The sequence below is a fragment of the Pantoea sp. GD03673 genome, from assembly GCF_029844725.1.
Lineage (GTDB): Bacteria > Pseudomonadota > Gammaproteobacteria > Enterobacterales > Enterobacteriaceae > Pantoea.
In genome coordinates, this window is record NZ_JAOCKJ010000011.1 from 84,806 (window position 1) to 102,172 (window position 17,367).

General features: G+C 55.5%; 14 protein-coding genes. 9 read left to right on the forward strand and 5 right to left on the reverse strand.

Annotated features, from left to right (window positions below):
• Nucleotides 1–220 precede the first annotated feature (220 nt).
• From gmk to N5J69_RS19360, 7 genes are all read left to right on the forward strand, one after another.
• Nucleotides 221–844, forward strand: coding sequence for a guanylate kinase (gene gmk / locus N5J69_RS19330; protein WP_161732923.1), 624 nt, complete (start codon nt 221–223; stop codon nt 842–844).
• A 54-nt stretch (nt 845–898) separates the two neighbouring features.
• Nucleotides 899–1,174, forward strand: coding sequence for a DNA-directed RNA polymerase subunit omega (gene rpoZ, locus N5J69_RS19335; protein WP_003851346.1), 276 nt, complete (start codon nt 899–901; stop codon nt 1,172–1,174).
• A gap of 20 nt (nt 1,175–1,194) precedes the next feature.
• Complete coding sequence (spoT, locus tag N5J69_RS19340) at nt 1,195–3,303, forward strand: bifunctional GTP diphosphokinase/guanosine-3',5'-bis pyrophosphate 3'-pyrophosphohydrolase (protein WP_279772246.1); 2,109 nt, start codon at nt 1,195–1,197, stop codon at nt 3,301–3,303.
• 2 nt (nt 3,304–3,305) lie between these two features.
• Nucleotides 3,306–4,004: a tRNA (guanosine(18)-2'-O)-methyltransferase TrmH gene (trmH, locus tag N5J69_RS19345; protein ID WP_279772247.1), complete on the forward strand. Its 699-nt coding sequence runs from the start codon at nt 3,306–3,308 to the stop codon at nt 4,002–4,004.
• Nucleotides 4,001–6,079 (forward strand): ATP-dependent DNA helicase RecG, encoded by a 2,079-nt coding sequence (recG, locus tag N5J69_RS19350; protein WP_279772248.1) that lies wholly within the window; start codon nt 4,001–4,003, stop codon nt 6,077–6,079. The genes trmH and recG overlap by 4 nt, the downstream gene beginning before the upstream one ends.
• Nucleotides 6,080–6,184: 105 nt before the next feature.
• A complete protein-coding gene (locus tag N5J69_RS19355; RefSeq protein WP_279772249.1) occupies nt 6,185–7,558 on the forward strand; it encodes a uracil-xanthine permease family protein in 1,374 nt (457 codons plus the stop codon).
• A gap of 118 nt (nt 7,559–7,676) precedes the next feature.
• Nucleotides 7,677–9,356 (forward strand): AsmA family protein, encoded by a 1,680-nt coding sequence (locus N5J69_RS19360; RefSeq protein WP_279772250.1) that lies wholly within the window; start codon nt 7,677–7,679, stop codon nt 9,354–9,356.
• A gap of 32 nt (nt 9,357–9,388) precedes the next feature.
• On the opposite strand, the gene fabY is transcribed toward N5J69_RS19360, so the two are convergent.
• From fabY to typA, 5 genes are all read right to left on the reverse strand, one after another.
• A complete protein-coding gene (gene fabY / locus N5J69_RS19365) occupies nt 9,389–10,336 on the reverse strand; it encodes a fatty acid biosynthesis protein FabY (protein ID WP_279772251.1) in 948 nt (315 codons plus the stop codon).
• Nucleotides 10,337–10,392: 56 nt separating this feature from the next.
• The gene (gene dtd / locus N5J69_RS19370; RefSeq protein ID WP_279772252.1) at nt 10,393–10,830 is read right to left on the reverse strand and encodes a D-aminoacyl-tRNA deacylase; all 438 of its coding nucleotides are present in this window, start codon (nt 10,828–10,830) and stop codon (nt 10,393–10,395) included.
• On the reverse strand, nt 10,827–11,696 hold the full coding sequence (locus N5J69_RS19375) for a virulence factor BrkB family protein (RefSeq protein ID WP_279772253.1): 870 nt from the start codon (nt 11,694–11,696) through the stop codon (nt 10,827–10,829). The genes dtd and N5J69_RS19375 overlap by 4 nt, the downstream gene beginning before the upstream one ends.
• 3 nt (nt 11,697–11,699) lie before the next feature.
• The gene (gene yihX / locus N5J69_RS19380) at nt 11,700–12,296 is read right to left on the reverse strand and encodes a glucose-1-phosphatase (protein WP_279772254.1); all 597 of its coding nucleotides are present in this window, start codon (nt 12,294–12,296) and stop codon (nt 11,700–11,702) included.
• 209 nt (nt 12,297–12,505) lie between these two features.
• Nucleotides 12,506–14,329: a ribosome-dependent GTPase TypA gene (typA, locus tag N5J69_RS19385; RefSeq protein WP_279772255.1), complete on the reverse strand. Its 1,824-nt coding sequence runs from the start codon at nt 14,327–14,329 to the stop codon at nt 12,506–12,508.
• Between the two features lie 437 nt (nt 14,330–14,766).
• On the opposite strand from typA, the gene glnA reads away from it, so the two are divergent.
• Complete coding sequence (gene glnA / locus N5J69_RS19390) at nt 14,767–16,176, forward strand: glutamate--ammonia ligase (protein ID WP_279772257.1); 1,410 nt, start codon at nt 14,767–14,769, stop codon at nt 16,174–16,176.
• A gap of 138 nt (nt 16,177–16,314) precedes the next feature.
• Nucleotides 16,315–17,364, forward strand: a complete 1,050-nt coding sequence (gene glnL, locus N5J69_RS19395; protein ID WP_008926971.1) for a nitrogen regulation protein NR(II) — start codon at nt 16,315–16,317, stop codon at nt 17,362–17,364.
• Nucleotides 17,365–17,367: the final 3 nt, after the last annotated feature.

The following is a 17,367-nucleotide window of genomic DNA, read 5'->3' on the forward strand; positions in this document are numbered from 1 at the left end:
TGCGGCATTCAACATCAATGCCTTCATCTCATCGAGCGGGGATGTTCCGTTGTGGAAGGGATGCCGTGGCAATAACCGGTTAATTACCGCCGTCTGACAAACATTTGCGCGAAGATACGCAAAAGTTGGCTGTTGCCGCTGCGCAAACGCTGCGTGGCAGCAGGAAGCTGTGTATACTGTGCAGGAAATCGACTCCGCTTTTAATCAATTCAAGAAAACCATGGCTCAAGGCACGCTCTATATTGTTTCTGCACCCAGCGGCGCAGGGAAATCCAGCCTGATTCAGGCACTGTTAAAGACCCAGCCGTTGTATGATACGCAGGTCTCTGTTTCGCACACGACGCGCGGTATGCGTCCGGGTGAAGCCCATGGCGAACATTACTTTTTCGTTGAGAAACATGAATTTGAGCAGATGATCGCGGAAGATGCTTTCCTCGAACACGCTAAAGTTTTCGACAACTACTACGGTACTTCGCGCCATGCTATTGAGCAGGTGCTGGCAACGGGCGTTGACGTGTTTCTCGACATCGACTGGCAGGGTGCGCAGCAAATCCGCGCCAGAATGCCCGGCGCACGCAGCATCTTCGTTTTACCGCCTTCGAAAGAAGAGCTCGATCGCCGTCTGCGCGGTCGTGGCCAGGATAGCGAAGAGGTGATCACGCGTCGCATGGCTCAGGCGGTAGCGGAAATGAGCCACTACGCCGAGTATGACTATTTAATTGTGAATGATGATTTTGATCTGGCGCTGTCCGATCTGAAAACCATTATTCGCGCCGAACGTCTGCGTATGGCGCGCCAGAAGGCGCGTCACGATGCTTTAATCAGCAAACTGTTGGCAGTCTGAATACAGTTTCAGTATGATGCGCAGTCATTTCTTCATCTGTGGAGTAGCACACCTATGGCACGCGTAACCGTTCAGGACGCAGTAGAAAAAGTTGGTAATCGTTTTGACCTGGTGTTGGTCGCTGCACGTCGTGCACGTCAGATGCAGGTTGGCGGCAAAGATCCGCTGGTTCCGGAAGAGAACGATAAGCCTACCGTTATCGCACTGCGCGAAATCGAAGAAGGTCTGGTCACCAATCAGATTTTAGATGTGCGTGATCGTCAGGAACAGCAAGAGCAGGAAGCCGCTGAGTTACAGGCCGTTACCGCTATCGCTGAAGGTCGTCGTTAACAGCTACCTGCAGGTCGCCCTTGTATCTGTTTGAAAGTCTCAATCAACTGATTGAAAAATACTTGCCAGAGGAGCAGATCAAGCGCCTCCAGCAAGCCTACCTTGTCGCACGTGATGCCCACGAGGGACAGACACGCTCCAGCGGTGAGCCTTATATCACCCATCCGGTTGCCGTGGCCTGTATTCTGGCGGAAATGAAGCTCGACCATGAAACCCTCATGGCCGCGCTGCTGCATGACGTGATTGAAGATACGCCTGCCACATACCAGGACATGGAACAGCTGTTCGGTAAAAGCGTGGCGGAGCTGGTCGAAGGCGTTTCCAAGCTGGATAAGCTGAAATTCCGCGACAAGAAAGAGGCGCAGGCAGAGAACTTCCGCAAGATGATTATGGCGATGGTGCAGGATATCCGCGTCATACTCATCAAGCTGGCTGACCGCACCCACAATATGCGCACCCTTGGGTCATTACGCCCGGACAAACGTCGCCGCATCGCGCTGGAAACGTTAGAGATTTACAGTCCGCTGGCCCATCGCCTGGGTATTCACCATCTTAAAACAGAGCTGGAAGAGCTCGGTTTTGAGGCCCTCTACCCGAACCGTTATCGGGTGATTAAAGAGGTGGTGAAAGCCGCGCGCGGTAATCGTAAAGAGATGATTCAGAAGATTCTTTCTGAGATCGATGGCCGTTTGCAGGAAGCGGGCATTCCCTGCCGCGTCAGCGGTCGCGAAAAGCATCTTTACTCGATCTACCGCAAAATGACGCTGAAAGAGCAGCGTTTTCACTCGATCATGGATATCTATGCCTTTCGCGTCATCGTGAAAGATCTGGATACCTGCTATCGCGTTCTGGGCCAGATGCACAGTCTGTATAAGCCGCGTCCGGGCCGCGTTAAAGATTACATCGCCATCCCCAAAGCCAACGGCTATCAATCGCTCCATACCTCCATGATCGGCCCGCACGGCGTTCCGGTTGAAGTGCAGATTCGCACCGAAGATATGGATCAGATGGCGGAAATGGGGGTCGCTGCGCACTGGGCTTATAAACAGGCGGGCGAAAGTGGCACCACCGCACAGATTCGCGCTCAGCGCTGGCTGCAAAGCCTGCTGGAGCTGCAGCAGAGTGCGGGCAGTTCGTTTGAATTTATTGAAAGTGTGAAATCCGATCTCTTCCCGGATGAGATTTACGTTTTCACGCCTGAAGGCCGCATCGTTGAGCTGCCAACCGGCGCGACGCCGGTAGACTTCGCCTATGCGGTTCACACCGATATCGGTCATGCCTGCGTTGGCGCACGCGTTGACCGCCAGCCTTATCCGCTGTCGCAATCCCTGACCAGCGGACAGACGATTGAGATCATCACCGCGCCAGGTGCCCGTCCCAACGCCGCCTGGCTCAATTTTGTCGTCAGCTCCAAAGCCCGCGCCAAAATTCGCCAGTTGCTGAAAAACCTCAAGCGTGAAGACTCGGTTAATCTGGGTCGCCGCCTGCTCAGCCATGCGCTGGGCGGCAGCCGTAAACTGGCTGAGGTCCCGGCTGAGAATATCAGGCAGGAACTGGACCGTATGAAGCTGACCTCGCTTGACGATCTGCTGGCGGAAATTGGTCTGGGCAATGCGATGAGTGTGGTCGTGGCGAAGAACCTGCTACAGGCTGACAGCAAGACCATCAGCAGTAACAGCAAGCGCGGTAAGCTGCCGATCAAAGGCGCAGATGGCGTGTTGATCACTTTCGCCAAATGCTGTCGGCCGATTCCCGGTGACCCGATTGTTGCCCATGTCAGCCCCGGCAAAGGACTGGTGGTGCATCATGAATCCTGTCGCAATATCCGTGGCTACCAGAAAGAGCCGGAAAAATTCATGCCGGTTGAGTGGGATAAAGTCACCGAGCAGGAGTTCGTGGCAGAGATCAAAGTCGACATGTTTAACCATCAGGGCGCGCTGGCTAACCTGACGGCAGCCATCAACACGGCCGGTTCCAATATTCAGAGCCTGAATACCGAAGAGCGTGATGGCCGCGTCTACAGCGCCTTTATCCGCCTGACTGCACGCGATCGTGTCCATCTGGCGAATATCATGCGTAAAATTCGCGTGATGCCGGATGTGATCAAAGTCCATCGTAACCGTAATTAGGCATGAACGATCAACGTTTTGCCCGGATTCAGGCGATGCTGGCACTGCGCCAGCACGATCTTACCGTCTGTATGGAGCAGGTGCATAAACCGCACAATGTGTCGGCGGTAATCCGCACAGCCGACGCTGTCGGCATCCACGAAGTGCATGCCGTCTGGCCTGGTCAGCGGATGCGCACCCAGGCTTCCGCGTCTGCCGGAAGCAACAGCTGGGTAAAAGTGGTCACCCATCCCACCATCGGCGATGCCGTAAAACAGCTGAAACAGCAGAAGATGCAGGTTTTAGCGACCCATCTTTCTGACGATGCCGTTGATTTCCGTGAGATCGATTACACCCTTCCGACCTGCATCCTGATGGGACAGGAGAAAACGGGCATCACCGAAGAAGCACTGGCGCTGGCCGATCGTAAGATCGTGATTCCGATGGTGGGTATGGTGCAGTCACTGAATGTCTCGGTAGCCTGTGCGCTGATCCTCTATGAAGCTCAGCGGCAGCGGCAGAACGCCGGTCTTTACCTGCGCGATTACAGCCTGCTGGATGAAGATGAGCAGCAACGCCTGCTGTTCGAAGGCGGATTCCCGGTGCTGGCGCGGGTTGCGAAGCAGAAAGGTTTACCCTATCCGCGCATCAATGCGCAGGGCGACGTCGACGCCGACCCCAGCTGGTGGGCTACCATGCAATCGACCGGTAAAAAAAGATGAAAGGCCGTCTGCTGGATGCCATCCCGCTCAGTACCCTGACCGGCGTCGGTGCCAGCCAGGCAGCAAAACTGGCCAAAATCGACCTGCACACGATTCAGGACCTCCTGCTTCATCTCCCGCTACGTTACGAAGATCGCACCCAGCTTTATGCCATTGACGATCTGCTGCCCGGCATCTGGGCCACAGTAGAAGGCGAAGTGCTGCACACTGAGATCACCTTTGGTCGCCGCCGGATGATGGTGTGCCAGATCAGCGATGGCAGTGGTGTACTGACGATGCGCTTTTTCAATTTCAATGCCGGGATGAAGAACAATCTGTCGCCGGGACGTCGCGTCACCGCCTATGGTGAGATTAAACGCGGCCAGCGTGGCGCGGAGATTATCCATCCCGAGTACCGGATTCAGGGCGACCAGAGCAATGTGACGCTGGAAGAGACCTTAACGCCGGTGTATCCCACCACTGAGGGCATTCGACAGGCTACGCTGCGTAATCTCACCGACCAGGCGCTGACGCTGCTGGAGAGCTGTCCCATTGCCGAACTGCTGCCGCAGGAGCTGAGCGGCGGTTTGATCAGCCTGCCTGATGCGCTCCGCACACTGCATCGTCCTCCGCCCGATCTTCGCCTCAGTGAGCTGGAAAGTGGTCGTCATCCGGCACAACGCAGACTGATTCTGGAAGAGCTGCTGGCGCACAACCTCAGCATGCTGGCGGTACGCGCCGGTGCCCAGCGCTATTACGCATTACCGATGCCGCCGCGACACAATCTTAGCGACCAGCTGCTGGCTACGCTGCCCTTCTCTCCAACCAATGCGCAGAAGCGCGTGGTGGCAGAGATAGAAAACGATCTGGCCAATGACTTTCCGATGATGCGGCTGGTGCAGGGCGATGTCGGCTCAGGTAAAACCCTGGTCGCCGCGCTCTCTGCGCTGAACGTTATCGCCCATGGCAAACAGGTTGCGCTGATGGCCCCGACCGAGCTGCTGGCTGAACAGCACGCCAGCAACTTCCGCCAGTGGTTTGCGCCGCTGGGGATTGAGGTAGGCTGGCTGGCTGGCAAACAGAAAGGCAAAGCGCGCCAGGCACAGCAGGAAGCGATAGCCAGCGGTCAGGTGGCGATGGTCGTGGGCACACACGCCCTGTTTCAGGAGCAGGTGCAGTTTAAGGGACTGGCACTGGTCATTATTGATGAGCAGCACCGCTTCGGCGTCCACCAGCGTCTGGCGCTGTGGGAAAAAGGCGAGGAGCAGGGTTTCCATCCGCATCAGCTGATCATGACCGCCACCCCTATCCCGCGCACCCTGGCGATGACCGCCTATGCCGATCTCGATACCTCAACCATTGATGAGCTGCCGCCGGGACGCACACCGGTGACGACGGTGGCAATCCCCGACTCACGACGCGATGAGATTGTGTCACGCGTAGAACATGCCTGCCGCGAGGGACGTCAGGCTTACTGGGTCTGCACTCTGATCGAAGAATCAGAATTGCTGGAAGCACAGGCGGCAGAAGCCAGCTGGGAATCTTTGAAAACGGCGTTACCCGACTTAAACATTGGGCTGGTACATGGCCGGATGAAGCCCGCGGAAAAACAGGCGGTGATGCAGGCGTTTAAAGCGAATGAACTGCAGTTGCTGGTGGCGACGACCGTGATTGAGGTCGGCGTAGATGTGCCTAATGCCAGCCTGATGATTATCGAAAACCCGGAGCGGTTAGGCCTGGCACAGCTTCATCAGCTGCGAGGCCGTGTCGGTCGTGGCGCTGTGGCCTCGCACTGTGTGCTGCTCTACAAAGCACCGCTAAGCAAGGCGGCGCAAAAGCGTCTTCAGGTGCTGCGCGACAGCAATGACGGCTTTGTGATTGCCCAGTTCGATCTGGAGATTCGCGGACCGGGTGAACTGCTGGGCACGCGTCAGACCGGCAACGCTGAGTTCAAAGTAGCCGACCTGTTGCGCGATGCAGCGATGGTGCCGGAAGTTCAGCGTGTGGCGCGCCATATCCACCAGCATTATCCCGAGCAGGCCAGCGCCCTGATTGAACGCTGGCTGCCAGAAAACACCCGTTATACCAACGTCTGACGGCTCTCCATTCCTGTATGGCCTTTTTATCCCCGCCGGGCAAACGATTGCTTTTAGCCTGCGGATGATTACAATCGCCACACTATTTTTTGGGAAGAACAGAAGATGTCCACCACACCTCAGCCAGACCAGCCTTCCGTCACGCAAAGCGAACTGATTTATCGTCTTGAAGATCGTCCCCCGCTGCCGCAAACGCTGTTTGCCGCCGGCCAGCATCTGCTGGCGATGTTTGTTGCGGTCATCACGCCAGCGATTCTGATTTGTCAGGCGCTGGGCCTGCCCGCAGAAGATACCCGGCACGTTATCAGCATGTCGCTGTTTGCCTCGGGCGTGGCATCACTGCTGCAAATCAAAACCTGGGGACCGGTAGGGTCGGGTCTGCTGTCGATTCAGGGCACCAGCTTCAACTTCGTGACACCTCTGATTATGGGCGGGATGGCGCTGAAAAATGGCGGTGCTGATGTTCCCACAATGATGGCGGCGCTGTTTGGCACCCTGATGGTGGCCTCCTGCACTGAAATGGTCCTGTCGCGCGTATTGCACCTGGCTCGCCGGATCATTACGCCGCTGGTTTCCGGTATTGTTGTGATGATTATCGGCCTGTCGCTGATTCAGGTGGGCCTGACCTCCATTGGTGGCGGTTTCAGCGCGATGAACGATCACACCTTTGGTGCCCCGAAAAACCTGATGCTGGCCGGTGCCGTGCTGCTGGTGATCGTGCTGCTTAACCGGCAGAAGAATCCCTACCTGCGCGTCGCTTCTCTGGTGATTGCTATGGCTGTGGGCTATCTGCTCGCCTGGGCGATGGGCATGCTGCCTGCGGCGGGTATCCCGGCTGATCAGCCGTTGATTATGGTACCGACCCCGCTCTATTACGGACTGGGCTTCGACTGGAATCTGCTCATCCCGCTGATGCTGGTGTTTATGGTGACGTCTCTGGAGACCATCGGTGATATCACCGCCACCTCGGATGTGTCGGAGCAACCGGTCAGCGGACCACTCTATATGAAACGCCTGAAAGGCGGCGTGCTGGCGAATGGCCTCAACTCTTTTGTCTCCGCGCTGTTTAATACCTTCCCTAACTCCTGCTTTGGTCAGAACAATGGCGTGATTCAGTTAACCGGCGTGGCCAGCCGCTATGTGGGCTTTGTTGTCGCGCTGATGCTGATTGTGCTGGGTCTGTTCCCGGCGGTCAGCGGTCTGGTGCAGCTGATCCCTGAACCGGTACTCGGTGGGGCAACGATTGTGATGTTCGGCACAATCGCCGCCTCGGGCGTCCGCATCGTGTCACGCGAGCCGCTTAACCGCCGCGCTATCATGATTATTGCGCTGTCGCTGGCGGTGGGGCTGGGCGTTTCTCAGCAACCGCTGATCCTGCAGTTTGCGCCCGAGTGGCTGAAAACCCTGCTCTCTTCCGGTATTGCGGCGGGCGGCATTACCGCCATCATACTCAACCTGATCTTTCCGCCAGAGAAGTAAGGCCAGAGGCAGGCTTCGGCCTGCCTGCTAATTATTCGGATTTACATCCAGGCTGTTGAGCTGTAACGGTAATTCAGGCATAACAACCTCTCACCGGATTTAACTCGGGAAGGATGCGATGAAATTTCTTGGAAAGTTTTTCCTCACCATACTGTTGCTGCTGCTTTTCACCCTTGTGGTAATTTATGTGCTGCTGCAGACACAGTGGGGTGCAGGCTGGTTCAGCCGTTGGGTGAGCGACAAAACCGAATGGCATCTCTCCCTGAGTAAAATTGAACACAATTTCTCTTCTCCCTCTCACATCATTCTGGATGACTTCAGTTTTGGTCACGATGGGCAGCCTGCGGTTCTGGTGGCGAAACGGGTCGATCTCGGTCTGGCACTGATTCAGTTCAGCGATCCACTGCATTTCAGCAGCCTTGAGCTGCGCGACGGGGAAGTGAATCTGGCTAATCTGACGCCAGACAGCGCGCTACCGATTCAGGCCGACCGCCTGCAGCTCAATAACATGCGCATCGACAGCCCCAACAGCGCGTTACCGCTGTTTGCTCAGCAGGTGAATGGCGGCATTCTGCCGTGGAAACCGACCTCCCAGACTATGCTGGGTCGCGATGCCCGCTTCCAGATGAGCGCAGGCAGCATGACACTGAACAAGGTGCCGGGTGAAAACGTCCTGATTCAGGGCAGTGTTTCCCAGGGCCGGATGCGCTTTGACAATATTGGTGCCGACCTGGCCCGCGGCTCCATGACCGGTAATGGTGAGCGCGATGCTCAGGGCAACTGGAAAATTAATCAGCTGAGACTGAACGACATTCGTCTGCAGACCGCCAGCAGCCTGAAAGATTTTCTGCATAGCCTGCAGGTTGTTCCCTCGATTGCCATTACGCGACTCGACATGACCGATGCCCGACTGCAGGGGCCGGACTGGGCGGTGACCGATCTGGACCTGACGCTGAGAAACGTTAACTGGCAGGGGGATGACTGGCAGAGCAACGATGGGTCGCTGGCGCTGAATGCCAGCAATTTTATTAATGGCGGATTTGAGCTTAATGACCCCATCATTAACCTGGATTTCTCACCGCAGGGCGTGGCGCTGACGCAGTTCAGTTCTCGCTGGGCGAACGGGGTGATTCGGGCTGACGGTGAGTGGTCACGCAGTGATAAACGCCTGACGCTGAAAAATCTGGCCGTTGCCGGACTGGAATATACCCTGCCGCAGGCGTGGCGCGACCGCTGGCAGGCGACACTGCCCGCATGGCTGGATAGCGTTGAAGTGACGCGTTTCACCTCTAACCGTAATCTGATTATCGACATCAATCCGGCGTTTCCCTTCCAGCTGACGTCACTGGATGGTTACGGCGAAAACCTGCTGCTGGCGCAGCAGCATCAGTGGGGGATCTGGTCGGGTAAGCTGAGCCTGAACGCGGCAGAATCAACCTTTAACCGCACCGATCTGCGTCACCCGTCGATTGCGCTGAGTGCCGACCCGCAACAGATTCAGGTTACCGAGCTGAGTGCGTTCAGTAACAAGGGTCTGCTTGAAGGGACGGCAACCGTCGGCCAGCAGCCCGCTCGTCCGCTGACGCTGCAACTCACAGGTCGTGCAGTGCCGGTGAATGTGTTGCAGAACTGGGGATGGCCCGCATTGCCGTTAACCGGTGACAGCAATATGCAGCTGCAACTGCGAGGCGCATTAGCCGCAGGCCAGCCACTGCGCCCGACAGTGAATGGCACGCTGTCGGTGACAACGGACAGTCAGCAGGTACAGCAGGTCATGCAGGCTGGCGAGGTACGTTAATCACATCAGGGCCGTGGATGCGGCCCTGATTGTTAATTAATACGTGCGCCGGAACCGCCTTCCTCCAGCGGCCCGTCAGGATCGGCAGGCAGGACGATGTAAACCCCTTCAAACACAGCGCCACATTCATCATCGCCAAACAACTCCACCTCAAGCTGCACGCGCGCTTTGCGTCCGCGCGCCAGGCGGTCGAGATCGCCACTCAGTGAGCCCAGATCGGCAATCGCGCCAGGCCGTCCGCTGATGGGTTGACTGTAGCGAATGTGCGCATCCGCCAGAATGATGGTGCCGCCAAGATGACGCTCGCGCAGCAGCAACCAGATTAGTCCCCAGCCGGTCAGCGTTGCCAGTGAGAAGAGGCTGCCAGCGAACAGCGTGTGGTGTGGATTCTGGTTGCCCGCTTCAGGCATGGTGGTAATAAATTTCTGCCCGGTAAACTGCAGAATTCGCACACCCATCTTTTCGCTAAGCGGAATGTGATCATACCAGGCTTGCTGAAGCTGGCCGCACCAGTCAGCACGATGCAGGATGTCATCAAGCGTGACGACGGGTTTGATCATCAAAAAGTGGCGTACCGGCGTCGTCTGCGGCGCGGTAATTTCGCCCTGATTGATGTAGCCGAGTTTAGCGAAGAAGGCGACGGCATCTTCGCGGGCGCTACAGGTCACCCGCTTCGCCCCTTCCTGACGCGCTACCGACTCCAGCGTCATCGCCATCAGCGTACCCAGCCCTTTGCCCTGAACCGAAGGATGAACGGCCATGAAGCGGATAGCGGCCTCATTGTCGGCATTGATGTAGAGGCGGCCAATGGCGACCGGATTTCCCTGTTCATCAACTACCATCTGATGATGCGCCAGGGCATCCCAGGCGTCACGTTCAGACCCCTGCGGCTGACGCAGCGGTTTACGCAACATCTCCCAGCGGAACTGATAATAGATATCCAGCTCTTCCGCCGTCTGTGGCACGCGAAGGTGATACATGTAATGTTTCTCCCGCTCGGATGTGTGGCCTGTTCCCTGCCGCTCAGCTGACGATCTCACACCTGCAACCAGAATGTCACAGGCCCATCATTCACCAGCGAGACCTGCATATCCGCAGCAAAACGGCCGTTCGCCGTAGTAATGCCCTGCTGGCGACAGCAGTCGCTGAAGTAGTCATACAGACGTTCAGCCTCAGCAGGCTCTGCGCCGCCCGAAAAAGAGGGGCGCATGCCTTTCTGCGTGTCTGCGGCTAACGTAAACTGCGACACCACCAGCACGCTGCCACCCGCCTGGCGGACGCTCAGGTTCATTTTGCCCTGCTCATCACTAAAGATGCGATAGCCCAGTACGCGTTCTGCGAGACGTTCCGCACGCGCGTTGTCATCGCCTTTTTCCACGCCCAGTAAAACCAGTAAACCGGCACCGATTTCGCCGATGACGTCCTGATTGACGCTGACGCTGGCGCGCTGCACGCGTTGAATCAATGCAATCATGTTTCCTCGCGTTGTTGTTCTTTGTGCTGCTGTTTTAACTGCCGATAGTCGGCTAACGCGACGGTAATTTCAGCGCCTAACAACACAATACACCAGGTCCAGTAGACCCAGAGAAACAGAATGGGGATCACGGCCAGTACGCCGTAGATCAGCTGATAAGAGGGGAACATAGTAACATAGAGCGCAAAGCCCTTTTTACCCAGCTCAAACAGCGCGCCAGCCACCAGCGCGCCAATCAGCGCATCGCGCGGTGGCACCCGCTGGGTGGGCACAATGCTGTAGAGCAACCAGAAGGCGAGCCACGACAGCAGAAGCGGGAAAATGCGCAGCATCTGATCAACAAGGCTGGTCACGCCGGTTGCGTTAATCCAGCGCAGTGACAGCAGATAAGAGCTGATCGCCAGACTGGCACCCGCCAGAAGCGGGCCGAGCGTCAGAATCATCCAGTAGACCGCAAAGGAGTAAACCATCGGCCGCTTCTTGTTGCTGCGCCAGATGGTATTTAATGCGGTATCAACCGAATGCATCAGCAGTAAGGCCGTCACGATAAGACCGACTGCCCCGACAGCCGTCATCCGGTTTACGTTAGCAACAAACTGCTCAAGATAGCGCTGCAGCGTGTTGCCAGCAGCGGGCATCAGGTTATTAAAAACAAACTGCTTCAGCTGCACGCTGATATCAGAGAAGACCGGAAACGCCGCAAACAGGGCAAACACGACCGCAATCAGTGGCACCAGGGCCAGCAATGAGACGTAAGCCAGATTACCGGCCTGGGTCGTCATGCCATCCTCGTCAATGCGTTTCCATAACAGCCTGAGCCACAACCAGAACGCATGCAGCCCTGGCCGAAATTTATGTGACATCATGAGTTAATGTTGACCTGCAAACCAGTCCGGTACCGTTTTACTGTCAGTAACCAGTACACTTTCAATCCCCAGGGCGCGGGCGGCCTCGATATTCTCCGGGTTATCGTCGAAAAATACCGCCTGATCGGCAGTCACACCTTCCGCGTCCAGCACATGCTGATAAATCCGGGCTTCCGGCTTCCGCATACCCAGTTCCTGAGAAAGATAGAGCTTGTCTGCCGCCTGCTGCACATCCGGATATTGCGTTGGCCAGAATCCGCAATGCAGCTTGTTGGTGTTCGACAGGATCACCACCCGATGACCGTCGAGCCGCAGCCGGTTCATCAGTGCCAGGGTTTCCGGGCGCACGTCCACGAAGACCGCCTGCCAGCCAGCGGTGAACTGTTCGTAACTCAGCGCAATGTCCAGCTTTTCACACAGCGCCAGCGCAAAATCTTCATCGCTGAGCTCGCCACGTTCGTGTTGTTCAAACGCTTCATCCATCTGGAAATGGCTCTGCAGTGAGGCCAGCGGCACACGGCTAAGGTCACTCCAGACACCCAGCACGCGGTTAAAGTCGATATCGATAATCACATTGCCCAAATCAAAGATATACAGCATGGTGTGTCTCCTTCTGTTCCCTGGAGTATTCACTCTAGCGGCAAAAGTGCAGGCTGAACAGGCACGCGTGGAGAGAAAAGCGTAAACGCCAGAAGGGGGATAAAAAGCACGGCAACGTACACAAATATTGGCTGGTCCGGCTGGAAAAGTCGGAACGTCAGGCAAAAAAAAGCCCCGCATGCGGGGCTTTTTATCAGTTAAAGACGCTATCAGGCGTCTTTAGGACCACGTGATGCACGTTTACGGTCGTTTTCAGTCAGGTGACGTTTACGGATACGCACTGACAGCGGGGTCACTTCTACCAGTTCGTCATCATCGATGAACTCGATAGCCTGTTCCAGCGTCATTTTCTGCGGTGGAACCAGGGTCGTGGCTTCGTCAGTACCGGAAGCACGCATGTTGGTCAGCTTCTTACCGGTCAGACAGTTAACGGTCAGGTCGTTAGAACGGCTGTGAATACCGATGATCTGGCCTTCATAGACTTCTGCACCGTGACCCAGGAACAGCTTACCGCGATCCTGCAGACCGAACAGGGCGAACGCGACGGCTTTACCCTGACCGTTAGAGATCAGTACGCCGTTCTGACGCTGGCCCACTTCGCCCTGACGGATGTCGTCGTAGTGGCTGAAAGTAGAGTAGAGCAGACCGGTACCGGAAGTCATGGTCATGAATTCGTTACGGAAGCCGATCAGACCACGGCTTGGGATCACGTAGTCGAGACGTACGCGGCCTTTACCATCCGGATCCATGTTTTTCAGGTCGCCTTTACGCTCGCCCATGGCTTGCATAACGGAACCCTGATGCGTTTCTTCGATATCCAGCGTAACGTTCTCGAATGGCTCCTGTTTGCGGCCTTCGAATTCGCGGAAGATAACTTTCGGACGGGATACCGCCAGTTCGAAACCTTCACGACGCATGTTTTCGATCAGAACTGACAGGTGAAGTTCACCACGACCTGATACGCGGAACGCGTCAGCATCGGCAGTTTCTTCAACGCGCAGTGCCACGTTGTGAACCAGTTCTTTGTTCAGACGCTCAAGGATCTGACGTGACGTCACATACTTACCTTCTTTACCGCAGAACGGTGAAGTGTTGACGTTGAAGAACATGGTTACAGTTGGCTCATCGACGCTCAGTGCTGGCAGCGCCTGCACGTTCTGTGGATCACAGATAGTGTCAGAGATGTTCAGCTCGCCCAGACCGGTGATAGCAATGATATCGCCCGCTTCTGCCAGATCGCTGTCGATACGCTCAAGACCCAGGTGAGTCAGGACTTTACCGACTTTACCGTTGCGGGTTTTGCCTTCGCTATCGATGATAGTGACCTGCTGGTTAGGCTTCACTTTACCGCGCTTGATACGACCGATACCGATCACGCCCAGGTAGTTGTTGTAGTCCAGCTGAGAGATTTGCATCTGCAGTGGCGCTTCAACTTCAACCTGCGGAGGTGAAACATGGTCAACGATGGCCTGGTACAGCGGGGTCATATCGTCAGCCATGTCGGTGTGCTCAAGACCAGCAATACCATTCAGCGCAGAGGCAAAAATGATAGGGAAGTCGAGCTGCTCGTCAGTCGCATCCAGGTTTACGAACAGGTCAAATACCTGATCCACAACCCAGTCAGGACGCGCACCCGGGCGGTCTACTTTGTTGATAACCACAATCGGCTTCAGACCATGCGCGAACGCTTTTTTGGTCACGAAGCGGGTTTGCGGCATAGGGCCATCCATCGCATCTACAACCAGCAGCACCGAGTCCACCATGGACATGACGCGCTCAACCTCACCACCGAAGTCGGCGTGTCCTGGGGTATCAACGATGTTGATACGGTAGTCATTCCACTTAATGGCGGTGTTTTTTGCGAGGATGGTAATCCCACGCTCTTTCTCCAAATCATTGGAGTCCATTACGCGCTCGGTTGCTTCGGTACGGGCATCAAAAGTACCGGATTGTTGCAGCAGTTTGTCAACCAGGGTGGTCTTTCCATGGTCAACGTGCGCGATAATGGCGATGTTACGCAAATTTTCGATCACAGCTTTGCCTCAGGCATTAGAAATAGCGCGGTATTGTACACGGATTAAGCGGAAGACTGAACAGGATCACACTTTTCACTGAAAGTTTATTGCATTGACGCAAAATTGCCCTGTTCCCGGTGCAGAAAATGCACTAAGTTGGTCCTATGCACCAAAATAGTGCCCGCAAACACTCACAAAGCACTATTTTAGTGCATTAAGACCATCGTGGTGCAGGGGCTTTATGACAAAAAGGTGCATCACAAGGCGATTTAAGCAACATCAAAAAAGTTGGCACAGAATTCGCTTTATCTACGACAAGCGTAAACGCCAGTCAGATGTCGGTTGAAGAGCGTGCCGGAAGAGAGGCGTCAGGGAGTCGTTTTCCCAAACGCATTCCGGAAACGACGTTTCCTCGCCATGTAGATAATGAAAGACCATTTCCAGGAGAGTTGAGTATGTCCGCTGAACACGTTCTCTCGATGATGAACGAGCATGAAGTTAAGTTTGTTGACCTGCGTTTTACCGATACCAAAGGTAAAGAACAGCACGTTACGATCCCTGCTCACCAGGTTAACGCTGACTTCTTCGAAGAAGGCAAAATGTTCGATGGTTCGTCTATTGGCGGCTGGAAAGGCATTAACGAATCAGACATGGTGCTGATGCCTGACGCCACCACGGCAGTCATGGATCCTTTCTTCGAAGATTCTACGCTGATCATCCGTTGTGACATTCTTGAGCCAGGCACCATGCAGGGCTACGATCGCGATCCACGCTCTATCGCAAAGCGCGCTGAAGATTACCTGCGCTCTTCCGGCATCGCAGATACCGTGCTGTTTGGACCAGAACCAGAATTCTTCCTGTTCGATGACATCCGTTTCGGTTCATCGACTTCCGGTTCACATGTGGCTATCGACGATATCGAAGCAGCATGGAACACCGGTAAAGAGTACGAAGGCGGTAACAAAGGTCACCGTCCAGGTCTGAAAGGCGGCTACTTCCCGGTTCCACCGGTTGACTCATCACAGGACATCCGTTCTGCCATGTGTCTGACCATGGAGCAGATGGGCCTGGTTGTTGAAGCGCATCACCATGAAGTGGCGACCGCGGGTCAGAACGAAGTGGCAACCCGCTTCAATACCATGACCAAAAAAGCGGACGAAATTCAGATCTACAAATATGTCGTCCACAACGTTGCACACGCTTACGGCAAAACGGCAACCTTTATGCCGAAGCCAATGTTTGGCGACAACGGTTCAGGCATGCACTGCCATATGTCACTTTCTAAAGGTGGCCAGAACCTGTTTGCTGGCGACAAGTACGGCGGCCTGTCAGAAATGGCGCTGTTCTACATCGGCGGTATCATCAAGCATGCCAAAGCGATTAACGCCCTGGCGAACCCGACTACCAACTCGTATAAGCGTCTGGTCCCGGGTTACGAAGCCCCGGTTATGCTGGCCTATTCTGCCCGTAACCGTTCAGCCTCAATCCGTATCCCGGTTGTTGCCAGCCCGAAAGCCCGTCGTATCGAAGCACGCTTCCCGGACCCGGCAGCTAACCCATACCTGGCGTTCACCGCTCTGCTGATGGCTGGACTGGATGGCATCATCAACAAAATCCATCCTGGCGATGCGATGGATAAAAACCTGTATGACCTGCCACCGGAAGAAGAAGCTGAGATTCCAAAAGTTGCAGGCTCTCTGGAAGAAGCACTGAATGCACTGAACGAAGACCGTGAGTTCCTGACCCGCGGTGGTGTATTCACTGACGAATCAATCGATGCTTACATCGAACTGCGTAAATCAGAGATGGACCGCGTTCGCATGACGCCACACCCGGTTGAGTTCGAGCTTTACTACAGCGTTTAACTGGTCAGACGTTTTTGTTGCCGTGGAAACTTTTAGCCCATCTTCGGATGGGCTTTTTTCTCCGCGAATTCACCGTTCATTCGCCCTCTTTTCGGCTTAAAGACTAAAATGCACCTGATTGGTGCAGAGGAACGTTGTATGGCAACTGGCTCTCTGCCTGATGCGGGGCAGATTCTCAACGCTTTAATCAACAGTATTTTGTTAGTGGATAACGATCTGGTTATTCATTACGCCAACCCGGCGGCGCAGCAATTACTGGCGCAAAGCTCACGCAAATTGTTCGGCACGCCATTACCGGAATTAACCGGCTATTTTTCGCTGAATATTGAGGTGATGCGCGAGAGTCTTGAGGCTGGCCAGGGATTTACAGACAGTGAGGTCACGCTGGTGGTCGATGGTCGCGCGCACATTATGTCGCTGACCGCCCAGCGGTTACCCGATGGTTTAATTCTGATGGAAATGGCGCCGATGGACAATCAGCGTCGCCTCAGTCAGGAGCAGTTACAGCACGCCCAGCAGGTGGCGGCACGCGATCTGGTTCGCGGCCTGGCCCATGAGATTAAAAATCCGCTGGGAGGATTGCGCGGCGCGGCACAGCTCTTATCCCGCGCCCTGCCCGATCCGTCGCTGAATGAATACACCAAAGTCATTATTGAACAGGCCGACCGGTTGCGAAATCTGGTGGATCGTCTGTTAGGGCCGCAGCAGCCAGGCATGCACATCACGCAGAGCATTCATCAGGTGGCCGAACGGGTGGTCAATCTGGTGTCGATGGAGCTGCCAGAGAATGTCTCGCTGGTTCGGGATTACGACCCCAGCCTGCCGGAACTGCCGCATGACCCCGATCAGATCGAACAGGTGCTGCTTAACGTGGTACGCAACGCGCTCCAGGCGCTGGGCGACGACGGCGGCACCATTATTATCCGCACCCGCACGGCTTTCCAGCTGACGCTGCACGGCACGCGTTATCGCCTGGTGGCACGTATTGATATTGAAGATGATGGCCCCGGCATTCCGGCCCAGCTGCAGGATACGCTGTTTTATCCGATGGTCAGCGGACGCGAAGGCGGAACCGGTTTAGGCCTTTCCATCGCCCGTAGCCTGATTGATCAACATTCAGGAAAAATAGAATTTAACAGTTGGCCGGGACACACCGAATTTTCGGTTTACCTGCCTATTCGCCAGTGAGGT

Coding starts and splice junctions, on each gene's coding strand:
- gmk (WP_161732923.1), top strand. CDS start 221: ATGGCTCAAGGCACGCTCTATATTGTTTCTGCACCCAGCGGCGCAGGG.
- rpoZ (WP_003851346.1), top strand. CDS start 899: ATGGCACGCGTAACCGTTCAGGACGCAGTAGAAAAAGTTGGTAATCGT.
- trmH (WP_279772247.1), top strand. CDS start 3,306: ATGAACGATCAACGTTTTGCCCGGATTCAGGCGATGCTGGCACTGCGC.
- recG (WP_279772248.1), top strand. CDS start 4,001: ATGAAAGGCCGTCTGCTGGATGCCATCCCGCTCAGTACCCTGACCGGC.
- N5J69_RS19355 (WP_279772249.1), top strand. CDS start 6,185: ATGTCCACCACACCTCAGCCAGACCAGCCTTCCGTCACGCAAAGCGAA.
- N5J69_RS19360 (WP_279772250.1), top strand. CDS start 7,677: ATGAAATTTCTTGGAAAGTTTTTCCTCACCATACTGTTGCTGCTGCTT.
- fabY (WP_279772251.1), bottom strand. CDS start 10,336: ATGTATCACCTTCGCGTGCCACAGACGGCGGAAGAGCTGGATATCTAT.
- dtd (WP_279772252.1), bottom strand. CDS start 10,830: ATGATTGCATTGATTCAACGCGTGCAGCGCGCCAGCGTCAGCGTCAAT.
- N5J69_RS19375 (WP_279772253.1), bottom strand. CDS start 11,696: ATGATGTCACATAAATTTCGGCCAGGGCTGCATGCGTTCTGGTTGTGG.
- yihX (WP_279772254.1), bottom strand. CDS start 12,296: ATGCTGTATATCTTTGATTTGGGCAATGTGATTATCGATATCGACTTT.
- glnA (WP_279772257.1), top strand. CDS start 14,767: ATGTCCGCTGAACACGTTCTCTCGATGATGAACGAGCATGAAGTTAAG.
- glnL (WP_008926971.1), top strand. CDS start 16,315: ATGGCAACTGGCTCTCTGCCTGATGCGGGGCAGATTCTCAACGCTTTA.